Source organism: Moorena sp. SIO1G6, assembly GCF_010672795.1.
GTDB classification, from domain to species: Bacteria; Cyanobacteriota; Cyanobacteriia; order Cyanobacteriales; family Coleofasciculaceae; genus Moorena; species Moorena producens.
Window position 1 is genome coordinate 22,631 of the sequence record NZ_JAAHFZ010000016.1, and the last position, 16,443, is coordinate 39,073.

Genomic DNA, 16,443 nt, shown 5'->3' on the forward strand with positions numbered 1-16,443 from the left:
CTAAGGACTAATGACTCCAAACCCCACAACTAAAATACGTGGAATGAGTTACAAGAGAATAAACAATTTTGAGTAACGTAAACTAAAAAGTAGCGACAGATACTTTTTAGAAAAGGTTAAAACTTAAGTAAATCTGATTAGATAAATACTACATAAAGTAACAACTAAAATTAATACTAGTAGGCATACACTACGTTAAAAATCACTTAAATAAGTTAAATCAGTTGGCTGGAGGGCGTTTTTAACACTCATATGATTCATACGAATACTACTAAAAATACATTTGCCATTACAACACCCCTTTACTATGTGAACGACTTACCCCATATCGGCAGTGCCTATACCACCATGGCATCTGATGCAGTAGCTCGTTTTCAACGGTTACAGGGCAAAGACGTACTGTTAATTACTGGCACAGATGAACATGGACAAAAAATTCAGCGGACTGCTGAAACTCAAGGGGTAGATCCTCAAGTACATTGCGACAAGATAGCTGCTGGATTTGATGTCCTCTGGCAAAAGCTCAATATCCAGTATGACCGTTTCAGCCGCACTACCGCTACCCGCCACCAAGCCATTGTCAAAGAATTTTTCATGCGGGTTTGGGATAATGGTGACATTTATCTGAGTCAACAACAAGGCTGGTACTGTGTCTCCTGTGAGGAATTCAAAGAGCAACGGGAACTCCTAGCTGGAAACCGCTGCTCGATTCACCCCAATCAAGAAGCGGAGTGGCGGGATGAGCAAAACTACTTTTTCCGGCTATCTAAATACCAAAAACAGCTAGAAGAACTTTACCAACAGCGACCAGATTTTATCCAACCGGAAAGTCGCCGTAATGAAGTGTTGAGTTTTGTCAGTCAGGGACTACAGGATTTTTCGATTTCGCGATTGAATGTCGATTGGGGCTTCCCAGTACCGGTTGATCCCAGCCACACCATCTATGTCTGGTTTGATGCCTTACTAGGCTACGTCACTGCCCTATTGGATCCCGATAGTGAACCAACCCTTGATAATGCCTTACAAAAATGGTGGCCGATCAATTTACATCTTATCGGTAAGGACATCCTGCGCTTTCATGCTGTATACTGGCCTGCCATGTTAATGTCAGCCTCTCTACCTGTTACAGGTCAAGTATTTGGTCATGGCTTTCTGACCAAAGATGGTCAAAAAATGGGAAAAAGTCTAGGCAATACCCTAGACCCAGTGGAGTTGGTAGATAAATACGGTGCTGATGCAATTCGCTATTATTTTCTAAAAGAGATTGAATTTGGGCGAGACGGGGATTTTAGTGAAACCCGTTTTATCGATATCGTCAATGCCGATTTAGCCAATGACCTAGGTAATTTGCTCAATCGCACCTTGGGAATGGCTAAAAAGTATTGTCAAGGTATTGTTCCAGGTTTAACTGGCTCAGATATTTCACAGGTCAATCCTCTGCTCGAAATTGGCTTAGATCTCGGTTCACAAGTCGCTAGGGCTTATGAATCCCTAGCGTTTAGCCAAGCTTGCCAAAAAATATTTACTCTGATTCGAGCCAGTAACAAATTTCTAGATCAGCAAGCTCCCTGGAGCTTGTATAAACAAGGAAAACAGCAAGAGGTTGAACAAGTGTTATATACAGTTTTAGAGTCAGTGCGCTTAGCTGCCTATCTCTTATCACCGATTATTCCCAGTATTAGTACGGAGATTTACCAACAACTAGGTTTTGCCATCGACTTTAGCCAAAAAGAACACATCTTTTTGGCTGCGCCCTATGTATCCCATGCATCTTGGGGGGTTTTAGCTCAAAACCAGAAGCTAGGAAAACCCAAACCGGTATTTGCACGACTGGAACTCGCCTAATTTGGTTCCGTCTTATTAACCAAAAACTTAATCGGCATCTTACCTTAATGCTGATTAAGTAAAAAGTTTTTTAATTTTTTTTTAACAAAGAGGTATAATAAAAATGCTGAGCCATTATAATCATGACCCAATTTTTACACCTGAACAAGTCCTAGAAAACCGTGGTCGTGTTGCCATCTTTATCGATGGTTCAAACTTATTTTATGCTGCCCTTCAACTAGGGATTGAAATTGACTACACTAAGCTATTGTGTCGTTTGACAGCAGGGTCTAGGCTACTACGCTCTTTCTTTTACACTGGTGTTGATCGTACTAATGAGAAGCAGCAGGGCTTTCTGCTTTGGATGCGTCGTAATGGCTACCGAGTAATTGCCAAAGATTTAGTGCAGCTACCAGATGGCTCAAAAAAAGCGAATCTGGATGTAGAAATTGCTGTTGACATGATGGCACTAGTGGGTTCCTACGACACAGCAGTTCTAGTCAGTGGAGATGGCGATCTTGCCTATGCAGTGGATTCTGTAAGTTATCGGGGAGTTCGGGTTGAGGTGGTCAGCCTACGCTCCATGACCAGTGACAGTCTAATTAATGTAGCCGACCGCTATATTGACCTTGATACCATCCAAGAAAGTATCCAAAAAACACCCAAACAAAACTATACTTACCGTCCGTTGTCTGGGTTCAATGTGATGGATGAACAGCACAAATAGTTTGGTGATTAGTGATTAGTGATTAGTGATTAGTCATTAGGTAAGCATTCAGCTATCAGCTATCAGCTATCAGCTATCAGCTAATGCGCTACTTGAGTTGCTACTTGAGGTGCTTTTGAATGAAAGAGGTAAGCATTCGTTTAATCTCAGTTAAGTCTGCTGACGGCTGACGGCTGTTCGCGCAGCGTGAGCTTTTAGCTCACGGCTGACGGCTGACGGCTGACGGCTGAGAGCTGACGGCTGAATACTTACGTCATTAGTCATTAGTCATTGTCATTGGTGATTATGGTCTGTCTGATGGGGTCGAAACTACGATGTAGGTGTGTGGGCGTTTGTTTCTCATGTCTTGTAGCATTCGGGCAGTAATTAGTGGCTGAAACCCTATAGTTTATGTCCGATGCTTTGCCCTCCTATAGTTGACATACAGACCTTATTCATGGAGTAGGGTAAAACATCTAAAAACTTAAAGCTAAGCAACTACGTCAAGTATAGCTGAGGGGGTAACAGATCGCCTATAATCATTAACTCATCTGGGTTTGGTCAATTCAGTTACAAAACTTATATCCAAATTGAAGGAAATAATCAGGGATTGAGTTCTCAGTCATTGAAAATATTCTGCCGAGCGCTGAGGGGGTGAAAGGTAGGCTATAATCCTTATCTGGTCATGATGCGCGTCAATTCAGTTACCCAACTTATCAACCGGATTTTTCGACCACTTGGACGAAAGAATCAGGGATTGAGTTCTCAGTCATTGAAAATATGCTCATGATTGTCTAGGTATAGTTTGGGATGATAGTGACCTTAAACCTAGAGCTGACAAGGACTTTGGGGGGCTTGTCGCCCCCCAGGAACTATAGAGGTTATAAAAACTTCTAATAACTAGTAATAACTACTATAGCGTTTCCTAGTAAGCAATTTTTATAAAAATTCCTTTTTTAAATCGATACAAGTCTTTATGATTAAGCTTTGTATCGATTATTTTATAGTCATTTATCCTAACCACACGCTCTTAAGCCATATGTTTTTATACTCCAAGAGATGTCTTAAATTTTTTATTTTGATTTTCATGGTTTACTCATTATCTGGCTGTAAGAGTGAGCCGAAGCCATTAAATCAAGTTCAGGAAGACACTAACGTTACTGAAAAAATTGAAGGAAGTCTAGTCTTTAAAAACGTCACTCTAGATCAGTCAGATAAGCAAGGTCGTCCTCTATGGAAAGTTACTGGAGATAAAGCGACTTACTCTCCAGATAGAAAAATCGCTTACATTGAGAAACCCAATGGGGATTTGTATCAAGATGGGAAACTGATCTTACAGGTCTCAGCCCAGAGTGGGGAAATCCTAGAGAATGGTGAGATAGTGTTTCTCAAAGGTCAGGTCACGGCTACAGATCCCCGTAATGGTGCTGTGTTACGAGGTGATGAGTCTGAGTGGAAACCTAAGGAAGATTTGTTAGTTATCCGCAATAACGTTAAAGGTAATCACCCTAAACTACAAGCATCCGCAAAAGAAGGGCGTTACTTAAGTCGCACCCAGAATTTGGAATTAATTGGTCAAGTAGCAGCCATATCGAAAGACCCAAACTTGCAAATGAAAACGGAACGTTTGCTCTGGCAAATCGAACAACAGAAGGTAATTGGTAACAAAAGGATATTTATTGAGCGCTATAAAAATAAGGTAGTAACAGAACGAGTGGAAGCAGACAATTCTGAGGTAAACCTTAAGGCAAATATAGCAACTCTCAAGAAAAATGTGCAGTTGACTTCGGTTGAACCACCGGTCGTGATATCGAGTAATTCAGCAGTTTGGAATTTGAATGATAAAACTGTTGTGTCCGATCAGCCGGTTAGAATTGTTCACCAGCAGGAGAAAGTGATGGTAACAGCTAACAGGGGACGGGTAGATTTGGGCAAGAAAGTAGTTAGATTAACTGGAGGAGTACAAGGGGAGGGAAGCCGTAAGCAATCCAAACTATACGCTAATCAGCTAACTTGGGATATCCCCACCCAACAGATGGAAGCCTCAGGTAATGTAATATATGAACAAGTTTCACCCCAATTTAATACGACTGGTGATAAAGCAGTGGGTAACCTGGAAGCTCAAGATATTTTAGTAACTAGTGGTGTTGGGGAAAGAGTGGTAACAGAAATTATTCCTTGATCTGGTTGAAAGTTGAAAGTTTAAGGTTAAAGGTTGAACGCGAACCCGTGGCCTTTTGGCCAAGGTTGACTATAACGTGACATACTCCCACACGCTCATCGAAGATTACAGTGTGGGCTTCTTACCAACTCCAGCCATCACTATCGGCTTTCGCCGACGCGGGGCGCGAACGGATACTCGGTAAGCTTTATTAACGACACGGGATGCCCCGACCCACCGGAACAATACAATAAGTTCTATTTTTTAGGCACGTAAGTGGCTGACAAACCAGCATTTAAGGCCGTAGGCCACGCTACGCGAACGGCTTTGTTTATCAGTACATATATTATAGCAATTTTATAATACCCTGTGCAAAATTAATCCCACACCTAATGCTACGCATTAGGTGTGGGATTAATTTTGCCGGACAGCTAAATTAATTTATTGCTGAGACTGGCTTTGGAGCCGTTGCTCAACCCTTGAACTTAACTGTTGAAGGTTGACCGTCAACGGTCAACCGTCAACCTTCAACCGTCAACAAAATTTCAAGCCAACTCGATATCTATTTGCTATTTTTGATTTTCAATCAGCACGGTACTGCTGATTTTTTCAATACGCTTGGGATCACCAATGATCAATGGTTTATGGGTTTGATTGCTACTCTTTTGGGTAAGGGCACCCCACTCGACAGACAGGCGTTGCAGTAGCTGATCCTGTTTTGCCCGAAATTCTAGGATATCGTTGCCACCATTAATGATGGCAAACCACACTAAACCGCGATCGCGTGTTGGGAGAAAACCAGCTAGAGCACTAACTTCTCTGAGAGTTCCGGTTTTAATCACAGCCCCTGGGGGAATGTTACGGTCGAGCATGGTCCCCTTAGTATCCCGTCCAGCTAGGGGGAAGACATCCCTAAGATTAAGCTGGTAAGGCTGTAAAAAGCGCTCAATAGCCATGAGCATAGCACAAGCAGCACGGGGGGAAATTCGATTCTCCATACCTAAGCCAGAGCCATTAATCAACTGAATTTCGCTACCGGGTACACCAGCTGACCTAGCCGCCAACCGAGCGGTTGTCTGAGCACCGCCAATGGCTTGAGACAACATCTGAGATACGTCGTTGTTACTGTAGATGTTCATCTCTCTAAGAATATCTACCAGGGGCAAAGACTTGTGGAGTAACAGATATTCTTGCTTCGGAATGGGAGTATCAGATACGACTACATTACCAGCAATTTCTAATTGGGGTTTCTCGGTTCCTTTGGGCATGGATTGATACTGGCGGAGAATCTGCCAAGACCAGCTGCTGGATTTTAAAGCTTGCAAGAGATGCCCACCAGCAATTTCTGGGTTGTCTTTATCATTCATAGTGAAATTGCCAATGATGACTAAATTCCCAGTGACCCGGCGGATTCCCAGTTGATTTAGACTATTACCCAATGCGATCGCTTCTTCCCACACAAAAAACGGGTCGCTACCACCAGTAATTACCAAATCTCCCTGCAATACCCCATCTTTAACTATTCCGGTGGCACTGACTCTAGTTTCAAATTGATGAGCTGGTCCCCATTGCTGTAATGCCGCTAGACTAGTGGCAATTTTCGTGATTGAAGCTGCGGGTATTGGAACATTTCCCCGGTGGGTCGCCAGTCTAGTCAGTCCCGATTGAATCCATACTCCTTGCTTAACTGCTGAACCTTGAACACGCCATTTTTCTATGAATTCAGCCACAATCGCTTCAGCAGACGGGTCTGGTTCAGCTGGCAAGGTAAACAAGGGGGTATCCCGCCAAGCCATCAGTTGAGCTTGATCAAGGTTGATGGGTTGCAAAATTCTCCAAAGTTTCACAGATATAACGACAAACGCACCGGCCAGCATCCCAGCAGCAAGTTGTTTTAGCATTCACTACACCACATTTGTTTCTTGAGGCTGCTCTATTTTAGATACTGAATGCTGCTACTGTTAAGTCCTAATCAATGATTCTCAGGAAGTTTCCGGTTTGTCGTAGGGTTTATCTGGTATAATTGTCTTAACAGCCACAGAAGCTTGAGATTTGGGAGTCTGCTGATCAAGACGACCTAAGCAATAATCGAGCTAAGAGCAATTGTTGTATCAAACAACAGTTAAGTTGTTCTGTAGTAAATGCATTGGCTGTAAGCAAAAGCGCTTTTGGGATTTTCCGGCAAAGCCAACACAGATACCTCCTCGTCAATTGTTAATTGACGTGCTATACACGGATTCCGGCTATGGGGCGGAATTACCGGGTTAAATGTATCTGAACAGTTCTGTTGAGAACATGTCACCATGCAAGTCTTTCGGGTCCCAAATCTCAAGTTAAACAGATCACATTGTTTACTATTCCAGGTAATGGTTCTGGTAAGATGTGGAAGGTTTCTATAAACTTTGAGCAATGGCATCGACTGGCGCACGAATCGCAATAGACGCTATGGGCGGGGATTATGCCCCCCATGAAATAGTTGCTGGAGCTATTAGAGCACAAGCTGAGTTAGGGGTAGAGGTATTGTTGGTAGGGGATCCTGAGCAAATCAGATCCTCTATTGCCCAACACCACGGATCAAGTCAGATAGAAATTGTAGCTGCTGATGGTGTCGTTGCCATGGGTGAAGAACCCTTGGTGAGCTTGAAGCGTAAGCCCAACGCTTCTATTAACGTAGCCATGGACTTAGTCAAGGAAGGACGTGCTGACGCTGTAGTCTGTGCTGGGCACTCTGGGGCAGCCATGGCAGCGGCTCTATTGCGCTTAGGGCGTCTGCCAGGGATTGACCGTCCCGCAATTGGCGCAGTGTTTCCTACCATCATGGCTGGCAAGCCAGTGATGATAATGGACGTGGGGGCAATTGTGGATTGTCGCCCTAAATATCTAGAGCAGTTTGCCATCATGGGGTCAGTATATAGCAAGTATGTCTTGGGCATGGAAGAGCCTAAGGTGGGTCTGCTAAACATTGGTGAGGAAGAGTGTAAAGGCAATGATTTGGCCATCCGCACTCATCAACTGCTACGAAAGAATTCCAGAATAAACTTTATTGGCAATGCTGAGGGTAGAGATGTACTCTCAGGTCAGTTTGATGTAATTGTGTGCGATGGCTTTGTGGGCAATATACTGCTCAAGTTTGCCGAAGCAGTAGGGGAGGTGATGCTGCAAATTATCCGAGAAGAACTGCCTCAAGGGATACAAGGTCAGCTAGGTACAGCGTTGTTAAAACCCAACTTGAAGCGGATTAAGCAGCGTATGGATCATGCCGAACATGGCGGTGCTCTACTCTTGGGGGTGGCAGGAATTTGTATTATTAGTCACGGTAGCTCCCAAGCCCCATCGATTTTTAACGCCATTCGGTTGGCTCAAGAAGCCATTGATCACCGAGTACTAGAGCGGATTAAAGCTAATCACTTCAAAAAGTCTAAGAAATCAGTGGCTACTAATTCCAGCAGTGAGGAGTAAGGCATGATCGACTGATCAGCATTTCAAGGCTACCATTAGCGCAACTGTTTTTTTGTTGACGGTTGACCGTTGGCGGTTGAAAGTTTATGGTTAACCGTTAACCTTAAGAGTGTCAAGCATGGGGACTAAACTTTGACTAGCTGATCAAGTCTCGTGTTAGAATTCCTTAGCGGAATTGCCCACCGTATTAGGGTGGCGATCGATAACGGTAATTACAAGAGGGTTCCGTGATAATGGCAGATTGTTAGCTTGAGCGTCCCACAAGCCTCACAACATAGTTGTTTAAGGCTTGTGTGCTATAGTTGAGTGTGGCATTGATGGCAAGATTGACCAATCACCAGTCTTTCCGCCTTCTCCCTAAGCAGCGAACTTGGGAAGAGAAAAACATGGGATGCAACTGATGGAGAATAGCCTTGAATCAACTAGGAACAGGCATTGCTATTACCGGAAGCGGTTCCGCAGCGTCAGAGGTTACCCTCGATAACCATCAACTAAGCCAAATGGTTGATACATCGGATGAGTGGATTACCACCCGTACCGGAATTCGGCAAAGGCATCTGGTGCATGCACAAGGGAGTCTAAGTGAGATGGCTACTGGGGCAGCAAGGAATGCGATCGCTATGGCTGGAATTGCTCCTGATGACCTAGATATGATTATCCTAGCCACCTCAACCCCGGATGATCTGTTTGGCAGTGCTAATCAAGTTCAGGCACTCCTGGGAGCATCAAAAGCAGTTGCCTTTGATATAACCGCAGCCTGCTCAGGGTTCGTCTTTGGACTGGCTACAGCGTCCCAATTTATCCGCACTGGCGTTTACCAAAATGTCTTACTAATTGGTGCCGATATTCTCTCAAGGTGGGTGGATTGGTCAGACCGAAGTACTTGTGTACTATTTGGAGATGGTGCTGGGGCTGTAGTTTTGCAGGGAAATCAATCCGATCGCTTACTGGGATTTGCACTGTGTAGTGATGGTACCCAAAATAGCTGTCTTCAGTTAGCCTATAAATCACAACAGCAGGAAATTGTCAAGGGTTTGACTGTTGGTAAAGGGACTTATCAGCCCATTACCATGAGTGGCAAAGAGGTTTATCGCTTTGCGGTGCAAAAGGTACCAGAAGTGATTGAAAAAGCATTATTCCGAGCTGATCTCAGCACTGAACAGGTGGATTGGCTGGTCTTGCATCAAGCTAATCAGCGGATTCTGGATGCAGTTGCCCAACGTCTTAAGATTCCTGAAGACAAGCTTCTAAGTAATCTCGCCCAATATGGTAATACCTCAGCAGCTTCTATACCTATAGTGTTGGATGAAGCAGTGCGGCTTAAGAAAATTAAATCAGGAGATATTATAGCTACCTCCGGCTTTGGTGCAGGATTGACTTGGGGAGCGGCAGTTTTTCAGTGGGGAAGGTAATTGAATTACTCTAGCACCATCCTGAAACAGTTAATCATTGTTGACGGTTAACAATCAACCGTCAACTGTCAACGACTAACTTGTCACTGATTACTGATAACTGAAACTATAGAGTGAGGCTTTTCCAAACCATGAGCCTCCATCAGCTGCTGATTAGCCATCACTTGTTGAGGATGACCGTCAGCAATAATTTGTCCTTCGTCAAGTAGCAAAACGCGATCGCATACTTCTAAAATCAGTTCTAGGTCATGGGAGGAAATCAGTATTGTCTCCTGGGATCCTTTCAAAAAGCTAATCAAGCGACGCCGAGAACGAAGGTCAAGATTGGCACTGGGTTCATCGTAAAGCACTAGGGATGGACCCATGGCTAAAACCCCTGCGATCGCTACCATACACTTCTGACCCCCAGACAGGTTGTGGGGAACTCGAGCCGCTAAGTGTTCCACACCCGTCAGGGATAGGGCTTCTTGAACTCGCTGTTCAACCTCAACCGTTGGTAACCCCATATTCTCTGGTCCAAAGGCTACGTCATCCCAGACCGAAGGGGAAAATAACTGGTCATCGGGATTCTGAAACACCAAACCAATTTCTGGGCGAAACTCACCCGCTACCACAGGTTTGCCAAATAACAGCATCACTCTTGCCCTAGTTGGTTTTAAAATGCCGCAGATGGTCAGAAATAGGGTAGTTTTACCAGCACCATTTGGACCAATCAAACCTACCCGTTCCCCTGGCTTAATGGTGAGATTGATATTGCGTAAACTATCCGGTTGGTCTGGGTAGGAAAAATACAGACTATCAATGGCAAGGGCGTAGTGTAAGGAAGTAGGTGACTGATAGGGTTCAATGTAATCTTCTCGGTAAAAAAATTCTTGTTTTTGCTGGGTCACGGTAAAAGTCTGAAGGATGAAGTCTGTTCGGGTAGCGTGGCCGAAAGGCCAAGGATGAAGTCGGTTCGCATGATAGCGTTCGGTGTAGGCTAGGATGAATTCAGCACCCATATTAATTACGGCTAATCACTTATAGTCGGGGTGAGCGAATTTTGTTAAGTGTTAATTTAAGTGTTAATGTTATTAAATTTAAATTAACAAAACCCCAACCCAAACCCTAAACTTATAAGTCGTTAACCGGAATCAATATTACCTTGATTTGATTACCATGAATTAGTCATCATTGATTAGTCTGAATTCGCTTCGGTCATGCTTCTGTTAACAGAATTTCTGCGATCACAAATCCTACTGAAATTAAGGTAGTGACTCCCAGAGCAATGTAGTGGTGCAAACTAACAGTGTTTGTACTAGACGACCTACCCTTTACCCTAGGAAGCGGTAATGAAAAGCTCTGTGTTCTAGTCTCTCTTGTCACACCAGAACCCTCAGAAACCATAAATTGAGAGGTGTTACTATACCCTCGTAAAATCATCGCTTTATAGACTTGCTGGGATTGCTGGTAACTGCGCACCAAAAGTGTTCCGGTTAGGGACGCTAAAAGTCTCAGGTTACGGTAACTACCAACGAAGGATGCCAGTAGCGAACCCACTGGGTGACGTCCAAATTCCTGCCATGAAAGCTTTGGTCTTTTGGCACTAAAACCTCGCAGCTGCATTGCCCGCTTCATTTTAGCTAGGTCGTTACTAAATTGCTCCATATAGCGGTAAGACAACAGAGTCATATCCGCTAGGAGTGAGGGCAGACCAAGCGATCGCATAGCTTTGATGTTGGTCAAAAACGGTGCAGTACCAAATAAAATCACACTAATGGTGAGAATACATAGGAAACGGGTGGCAATCAGCACTAGGGTTAGCAGTCCTTCCTGTCGCACGGCGATTGGACCAAGCTGGATGATCACGGTAGTGCCTACTGTGAAGGGGAGTAGCAGTGTGATCCCTAACAGAAACAATCCCGGATAGCGCAACCGATTCAACAGAAAAGACAGTGGCAGACGAGAGACTCGATAAAAAATTACGGTCAGAGCCACCATCCCTGGTAGCACTATCAAATGCTGTACAAAGGAAAACGCGAAAATTAGGGTCAATAGGGCAATTAGCTTGGCACGAGGTTCCCAACTGTGGATGGGGGAGTCCAAGTGAGCGTAGGCATCAAGTCCATGTTTCATTTAGACATTGATTGTAATTGGTGATTGGTAATTGGGTCTAATCAACATAGGAGCCATAGGTTCTATCGCTCCACTTCACCCTTGATACTTCATACTTGATACTTTACCCTTCATCCTTCATCTTTTCTCCATGACCTATGGCTCACTTAGGATCAATCCCTAAGCTAATCAGAATTTAAATTCACTCATACAGTGTATTGGGGGAAAAACGTCAATACCTCTTCCCATGCCCCCATGCCCCTATCTGCCCATCAGCTCAGATAGGCAAATTAGATTCGCCCACTACTGATCGCGTAGCGTGGCCGAAAGGCCAATCAGGAGGATATGGGCAAGCACCATCTCATCAAATTGCTGTCCTTAAATTGCTCTCCTTTTGTCTTAAAGATTCAGGATGCCTTTATCACTTTATTATACAAAAATCAACATAAATTAATTATTTTTATTAAAATCGCGCCACATTGGCCACACAGTTAGCTTTTATTTGTGTTTTGATGTCCCACTATAGCTTTTGTATTTGAGATGTAAACCTGTATGGTCTTTTTTTATTGTCCAATAAAACTCTGGATCTCTTTCCCCTCTTGCATGCATGCCTTTTGCCTCTTGCCTTTTTCAGCAATACCTGTGTTTACAACCCATATAAAAACAAGCTTATAGCGACGGGTGCACCTTCATGAGGGGGTGTCCCCCATAAGCGACTGCATCAAGAAGAGTTTTGCTGATTGTTTGTCCCTACTTATGCCAACTTCTAATCAATGACAGCTATGTCACACCATCAATCCACATCCGAAAGCAAGAGCGATTGGCCTACGGCCACGCTACGCGAACGCATTTCTGTAGGTCTTTGTTTGACACCGTTTCAGCGCAAACTGCTACAAAAAAACCTCCAATCCGATTTGCCACAACAGTATCGTCAGCGTATCGAAATTATGCTGCTAGCGGATGAAGGGAAAAGCCAAGTTCAAATTTGTAAAGCGCTAGGGTGTTGTGCCGCTACAGTACGCCATTGGATTTTTATGGCTCGTATGGGTCAAGCCCATAACTGGAATGATCATCCCATTGGTCGCCCTAAAGCAGTAAATGATCACTATCTGGCACGGTTGCGAGAACTGGTCAGCCGTGGCCCAAAAGAATTTGGTTATGCCTTTGAGCGCTGGACAGCGGGGTGGTTAAGTAAACATCTAGCGAAAGAGTTGGGAATTAAAATAACCCCTCAGCATGTCAATCGGCTGCTGAAACAAATGGGCCTGTCTACTAAAGGGAAACCTGTTCAACAAAACGAGAGTACCAATCTCAATCAGCCTAGTAATCGGATTGCGATTCGGGACCTGGATGCTCTTGAAGTATCAGATCTAAAGTCCGCTGACTGGCTTCGTTTATAGTCTTGGTTTTTTGTCTAGCGATAGTAAAAACGCTTTTCACAGAACAATCTTGTGTTATATAATACCGAGACTACCGGTAAGAATAGGATTCTTCTTCCATCTTGGTTATTTAATTCCCTTGACATTGGTTGATATTGACATCATAACGGGTTAAAACCGTGTTTATTATGTGGTTATCCCAGGGCCAAAGGGTTAACACCACCTTGACTTTAACCCTGTCAACAGACTCCTACATCCGGCAGGCTGTTATGAGCAACTTTGGGTTTACTTCAATTTTTAATTTCGCGCCTTTCTCTTGGTGCGATTTCCCGTGGGCGTTGGAACCTCGCGCCTTGTCGCACCGCAACCGTCATACTTTTATTGATTAGTTTGGTGCTGGCAAAACCCTACAAAAAGTCTGTTGTTTCGGTATGAAGCTCGAATGGCAACCCAAAAATAAAGCGATGCAGCGCGGTCTTGGGGGTTTCCCCCATGAGCGACTGCATTAAGACAGTGAGTTTTTCATCACTTTACATTGCCTTCATATTACCACAGGATTTTGCCTGGATATAGCGACCCTGCCATCTAGATCGCTAACTCTCCCTCGAAGATTTTTTAGGTTTAGAGGATTATGGTTCAAAATTTAGCCCCGATTTCTTCTCAGCAGCTGAGGGATACCCTAGGGCATTCGTTTAATGATGCCGAATTTTCCAGGATTCTCAAACAGATAAAATTTATCGAACCAAAAGTCGGCCAGTTTTGGCAAGCTGAACAGGCGGAAGCTGGTATTTATATCGTGATTACCGGCAAGGTCAGATTACTCAACAGTGCTGGGGAAAAATTTGCCACCTTGACAGAGGGAGACTCGTTTGGGGAATCGACGTTTTTTCCCGATGCATCCTTTTCGCCTTACTCAGCGAGGGCTTCTCGGAATCTTCAGCTTTGCTATCTAACCCCTGAGTTGTTGTTTCCACTAATTAGCAAATATCCTCGCATCCGAGACCATCTGTATGATCTCGCCCGTAGGCAAAATTCAGTACTGGTTGACTCCGACACCCAGCCCACTCCACCACCCCAGCCCATCACCCCATCAGGGACTCCCCCATCAACACCTCCCAAAACGATTAGTAAAGCCTATTTTCCCAATCCTAAGCAACGAGTGGGACATTTATGGCAACGGGTAATCCGACGCTATCCATTTTTTGCCCAGCAGAGTGGTTCTGACTGTGGTGCCGCCTGTTTGGTAATGGTATCTCGCTATTGGGGTAAACGGTTTAGTGTGAATCGTTTGCGAGATATCGCTAATGTAGACCGTAATGGTGCATCACTGCGGGGATTATCAGCAGCAGCAGAAAGTATTGGCTTTTCTACTCGTCCGGTTAAAGCTAGTCTTGACCAGCTAGCCAAACAAAAACTACCAGCCATTGTTCACTGGGAAGGTAAACATTATATTGTTGTTTATCAAATAACCAAAAAGTCCGTTACTGTTGCTGACCCGGCCATTGGTCAACGTACCCTCAGCCACCAGCAATTTAAAGCAGATTGGAGCGGTTATGCACTGCTGCTACAACCGACTGCGTTACTCAAGGATGCTAAAGAGACGACTACTACCTTCTGGCAATTCTTTGAGTTAATGAAACCCCATGGGGTAGTGGTGCTCGAAGTGTTTATTGCTTCCTTATTTATCCAGATATTTGGATTAATTACACCTCTATTTACCCAGCTAATTTTAGACCGAGTGGTGGTGCAGCGCTCTGGGCTAACCTTAATGGCGGTGGGGTTAGGGCTACTGATGTTTAGCCTATTTCGAGTGGCAATGATGGGATTGCGACAATATCTACTAGACCACACGGCTAATAAAGTAGATGCAGCGCTGATTGTAGGATTTATTCGCCATACACTGCGGTTGCCTCTTTCGTTTTTCGAGTCCCGCTATGTTGGTGACATTATATCACGGGTTCAAGAAAACCGCAAGATTGAGCAGTTCCTTACCGGTGAAGCCTTATCAATTCTGCTGGATTTACTAACGGTATTTATCTATGTAGGATTGATGTTTTGGTACAGTTGGAAAATGGCATTGTTGGCCTTAGTGATTGTGCCGCCATTTTTCCTACTAGCCTTAATCGCGACACCGTTTTTACGGAAGATTTCCCGGGAAATATTTCACGCTTACGCCAAAGAGAATAGCTATCTGATTGAAACCATTTCTGGTGTCCGAACGGTAAAATCTACAGCAGTAGAACAAACAGTACGTTGGCATTGGGAGGAGTTATTAAATAAGGAGATAAAACAGGGATTTACTGGGCAAGTTATCAGCAATCGGCTCCAAGTTTTTAGCAATGCTATTGAAGCCGTGGCCACAACAGCCCTACTCTGGTACGGAGCGTGGTTAGTAATTCAAAATCAGCTAACGATTGGGCAATTAGTGGCCTTTAATATGCTGCTAGGAAATGTGATTACTCCCTTCCAGCGGTTAACCGTGTTATGGAATGAATTCCAGGAAGTAGTAATTGCTATGGAACGGATTAATGATGTGTTGGATGCGGAACCAGAGGAGGATTTGCAGCAGCAGGCGCGTCAATCCTTACCACCAATTAAAGGTCACATTTGCTTTGATAAGGTAACGTTTCGCTATCACCCAGAAAGTGATTTAAATGTACTGGAAAATCTTTCCTTTGAAGTGAAACCAGGACAAATGGTAGCCCTAGTGGGACGCAGTGGTTCAGGGAAAACGACGATTTCTAAATTAGTGTTGGGATTGTATCCACCCACAGATGGGAAAGTATTGATTGATGGCCTTGATATTACCAGTCTGTCCTTAGGGTCTTTGCGATCGCAAGTGGGAGTAGTAGACCAAGATACGTTTTTGTTTGGTGGAACCATTCGGGAAAATATTAGCTTAGGTCATCCTGCCGCTAGTTTAGACGAGATTATAGAAGCAGCACGATTGGCAGGTGCTGATGAGTTCATTAAACAGTTGCCCATGGGCTATGAAACCCAGATAGGAGAAGGGGGAGGGACATTGTCTGGTGGACAACGGCAACGGATTGCGATCGCACGGGCTTTGTTAGGGAATCCTAAGTTATTAGTTTTAGATGAAGCCACCTCCCATTTAGATGCAGAATCAGAGCGAATTATTCAGCAGAATTTAAATCAAATTCTCAAAGGTATAGCAGAAGTCAAAAGTCATAAGTCAGAAGTCAGAAGTCAAACTCTTGCGCTTACTTAGGTTTGAGACTTTTGTCATGTCCTAACTGCCCTGGCGACTGCTATAGGACAACATTCGTCATTGCTCATCGGTTGTCTACAGTCCGGAATGCGGATTTAATTTTAGTGCTGGATAGAGGAGTATTGATTGAGAGGGTAACCCATCAGTAATTAATGACAAAAAGGGGACATTATTACTAT

The 16,443-nt window shown here is 44.1% G+C and carries 9 protein-coding genes and 1 pseudogene; 7 read left to right on the forward strand and 3 right to left on the reverse strand.

Annotated elements, in window-relative coordinates:
- The first annotated feature begins 252 nt into the window (after nucleotides 1–252).
- The 3 genes from metG to lptC all read left to right on the forward strand — a co-directional run bounded on the left by metG (nucleotide 253) and on the right by lptC (nucleotide 4,712).
- Nucleotides 253–1,845, forward strand: a complete 1,593-nt coding sequence (metG, locus tag F6K63_RS17110) for a methionine--tRNA ligase (protein WP_502708322.1) — start codon at nucleotides 253–255, stop codon at nucleotides 1,843–1,845.
- Between the two features lie 103 nt (nucleotides 1,846–1,948).
- Nucleotides 1,949–2,551 carry a LabA-like NYN domain-containing protein gene (locus F6K63_RS17115; RefSeq protein ID WP_008182130.1) on the forward strand — a complete coding sequence of 201 codons (603 nt, stop codon included), beginning with the start codon at nucleotides 1,949–1,951 and terminating at the stop codon, nucleotides 2,549–2,551.
- A 1,018-nt stretch (nucleotides 2,552–3,569) separates the two neighbouring features.
- Nucleotides 3,570–4,712 carry an LPS export ABC transporter periplasmic protein LptC gene (gene lptC, locus F6K63_RS17120; RefSeq protein ID WP_044492588.1) on the forward strand — a complete coding sequence of 381 codons (1,143 nt, stop codon included), beginning with the start codon at nucleotides 3,570–3,572 and terminating at the stop codon, nucleotides 4,710–4,712.
- A 548-nt stretch (nucleotides 4,713–5,260) separates the two neighbouring features.
- Here the strand turns inward: lptC and F6K63_RS17125 are convergent.
- On the reverse strand, nucleotides 5,261–6,592 hold the full coding sequence (locus F6K63_RS17125; RefSeq protein ID WP_287312749.1) for a D-alanyl-D-alanine carboxypeptidase: 1,332 nt from the start codon (nucleotides 6,590–6,592) through the stop codon (nucleotides 5,261–5,263).
- A 508-nt stretch (nucleotides 6,593–7,100) separates the two neighbouring features.
- On the opposite strand from F6K63_RS17125, the gene plsX reads away from it, so the two are divergent.
- On the forward strand, nucleotides 7,101–8,150 hold the full coding sequence (gene plsX / locus F6K63_RS17130) for a phosphate acyltransferase PlsX (RefSeq protein WP_287312750.1): 1,050 nt from the start codon (nucleotides 7,101–7,103) through the stop codon (nucleotides 8,148–8,150).
- Nucleotides 8,151–8,563: 413 nt separating this feature from the next.
- Complete coding sequence (locus F6K63_RS17135) at nucleotides 8,564–9,562, forward strand: beta-ketoacyl-ACP synthase III (RefSeq protein ID WP_287312751.1); 999 nt, start codon at nucleotides 8,564–8,566, stop codon at nucleotides 9,560–9,562.
- Nucleotides 9,563–9,645: 83 nt separating this feature from the next.
- Here F6K63_RS17135 and F6K63_RS17140 read toward each other — a convergent pair whose 3' ends face one another.
- Both F6K63_RS17140 and cbiQ read right to left on the reverse strand, forming a co-directional pair.
- Nucleotides 9,646–10,563 (reverse strand): energy-coupling factor ABC transporter ATP-binding protein, encoded by a 918-nt coding sequence (locus F6K63_RS17140; RefSeq protein WP_083373513.1) that lies wholly within the window; start codon nucleotides 10,561–10,563, stop codon nucleotides 9,646–9,648.
- 196 nt (nucleotides 10,564–10,759) lie between these two features.
- Nucleotides 10,760–11,677 carry a cobalt ECF transporter T component CbiQ gene (cbiQ, locus tag F6K63_RS17145; protein WP_071102422.1) on the reverse strand — a complete coding sequence of 306 codons (918 nt, stop codon included), beginning with the start codon at nucleotides 11,675–11,677 and terminating at the stop codon, nucleotides 10,760–10,762.
- Nucleotides 11,678–12,429: 752 nt separating this feature from the next.
- Between cbiQ and F6K63_RS17150 the strand changes: the two genes are divergently transcribed.
- Both F6K63_RS17150 and F6K63_RS17155 read left to right on the forward strand, forming a co-directional pair.
- Nucleotides 12,430–13,056, forward strand: coding sequence for a helix-turn-helix domain-containing protein (locus F6K63_RS17150; RefSeq protein ID WP_287312752.1), 627 nt, complete (start codon nucleotides 12,430–12,432; stop codon nucleotides 13,054–13,056).
- A 610-nt stretch (nucleotides 13,057–13,666) separates the two neighbouring features.
- Nucleotides 13,667–16,413: pseudogene (locus F6K63_RS17155) on the forward strand (ABC transporter transmembrane domain-containing protein).
- Nucleotides 16,414–16,443 lie beyond the last annotated feature (30 nt).

What these genes read in the sequence shown, in the direction of transcription:
- F6K63_RS17140 (WP_083373513.1), bottom strand. Translation starts at nt 10,563, where the DNA reads ATGGGTGCTGAATTCATCCTAGCCTACACCGAACGCTATCATGCGAAC.
- F6K63_RS17125 (WP_287312749.1), bottom strand. Translation starts at nt 6,592, where the DNA reads ATGCTAAAACAACTTGCTGCTGGGATGCTGGCCGGTGCGTTTGTCGTT.
- F6K63_RS17115 (WP_008182130.1), top strand. Translation starts at nt 1,949, where the DNA reads ATGCTGAGCCATTATAATCATGACCCAATTTTTACACCTGAACAAGTC.
- F6K63_RS17150 (WP_287312752.1), top strand. Translation starts at nt 12,430, where the DNA reads ATGACAGCTATGTCACACCATCAATCCACATCCGAAAGCAAGAGCGAT.
- lptC (WP_044492588.1), top strand. Translation starts at nt 3,570, where the DNA reads ATGTTTTTATACTCCAAGAGATGTCTTAAATTTTTTATTTTGATTTTC.
- metG (WP_502708322.1), top strand. Translation starts at nt 253, where the DNA reads ATGATTCATACGAATACTACTAAAAATACATTTGCCATTACAACACCC.
- cbiQ (WP_071102422.1), bottom strand. Translation starts at nt 11,677, where the DNA reads ATGAAACATGGACTTGATGCCTACGCTCACTTGGACTCCCCCATCCAC.
- plsX (WP_287312750.1), top strand. Translation starts at nt 7,101, where the DNA reads ATGGCATCGACTGGCGCACGAATCGCAATAGACGCTATGGGCGGGGAT.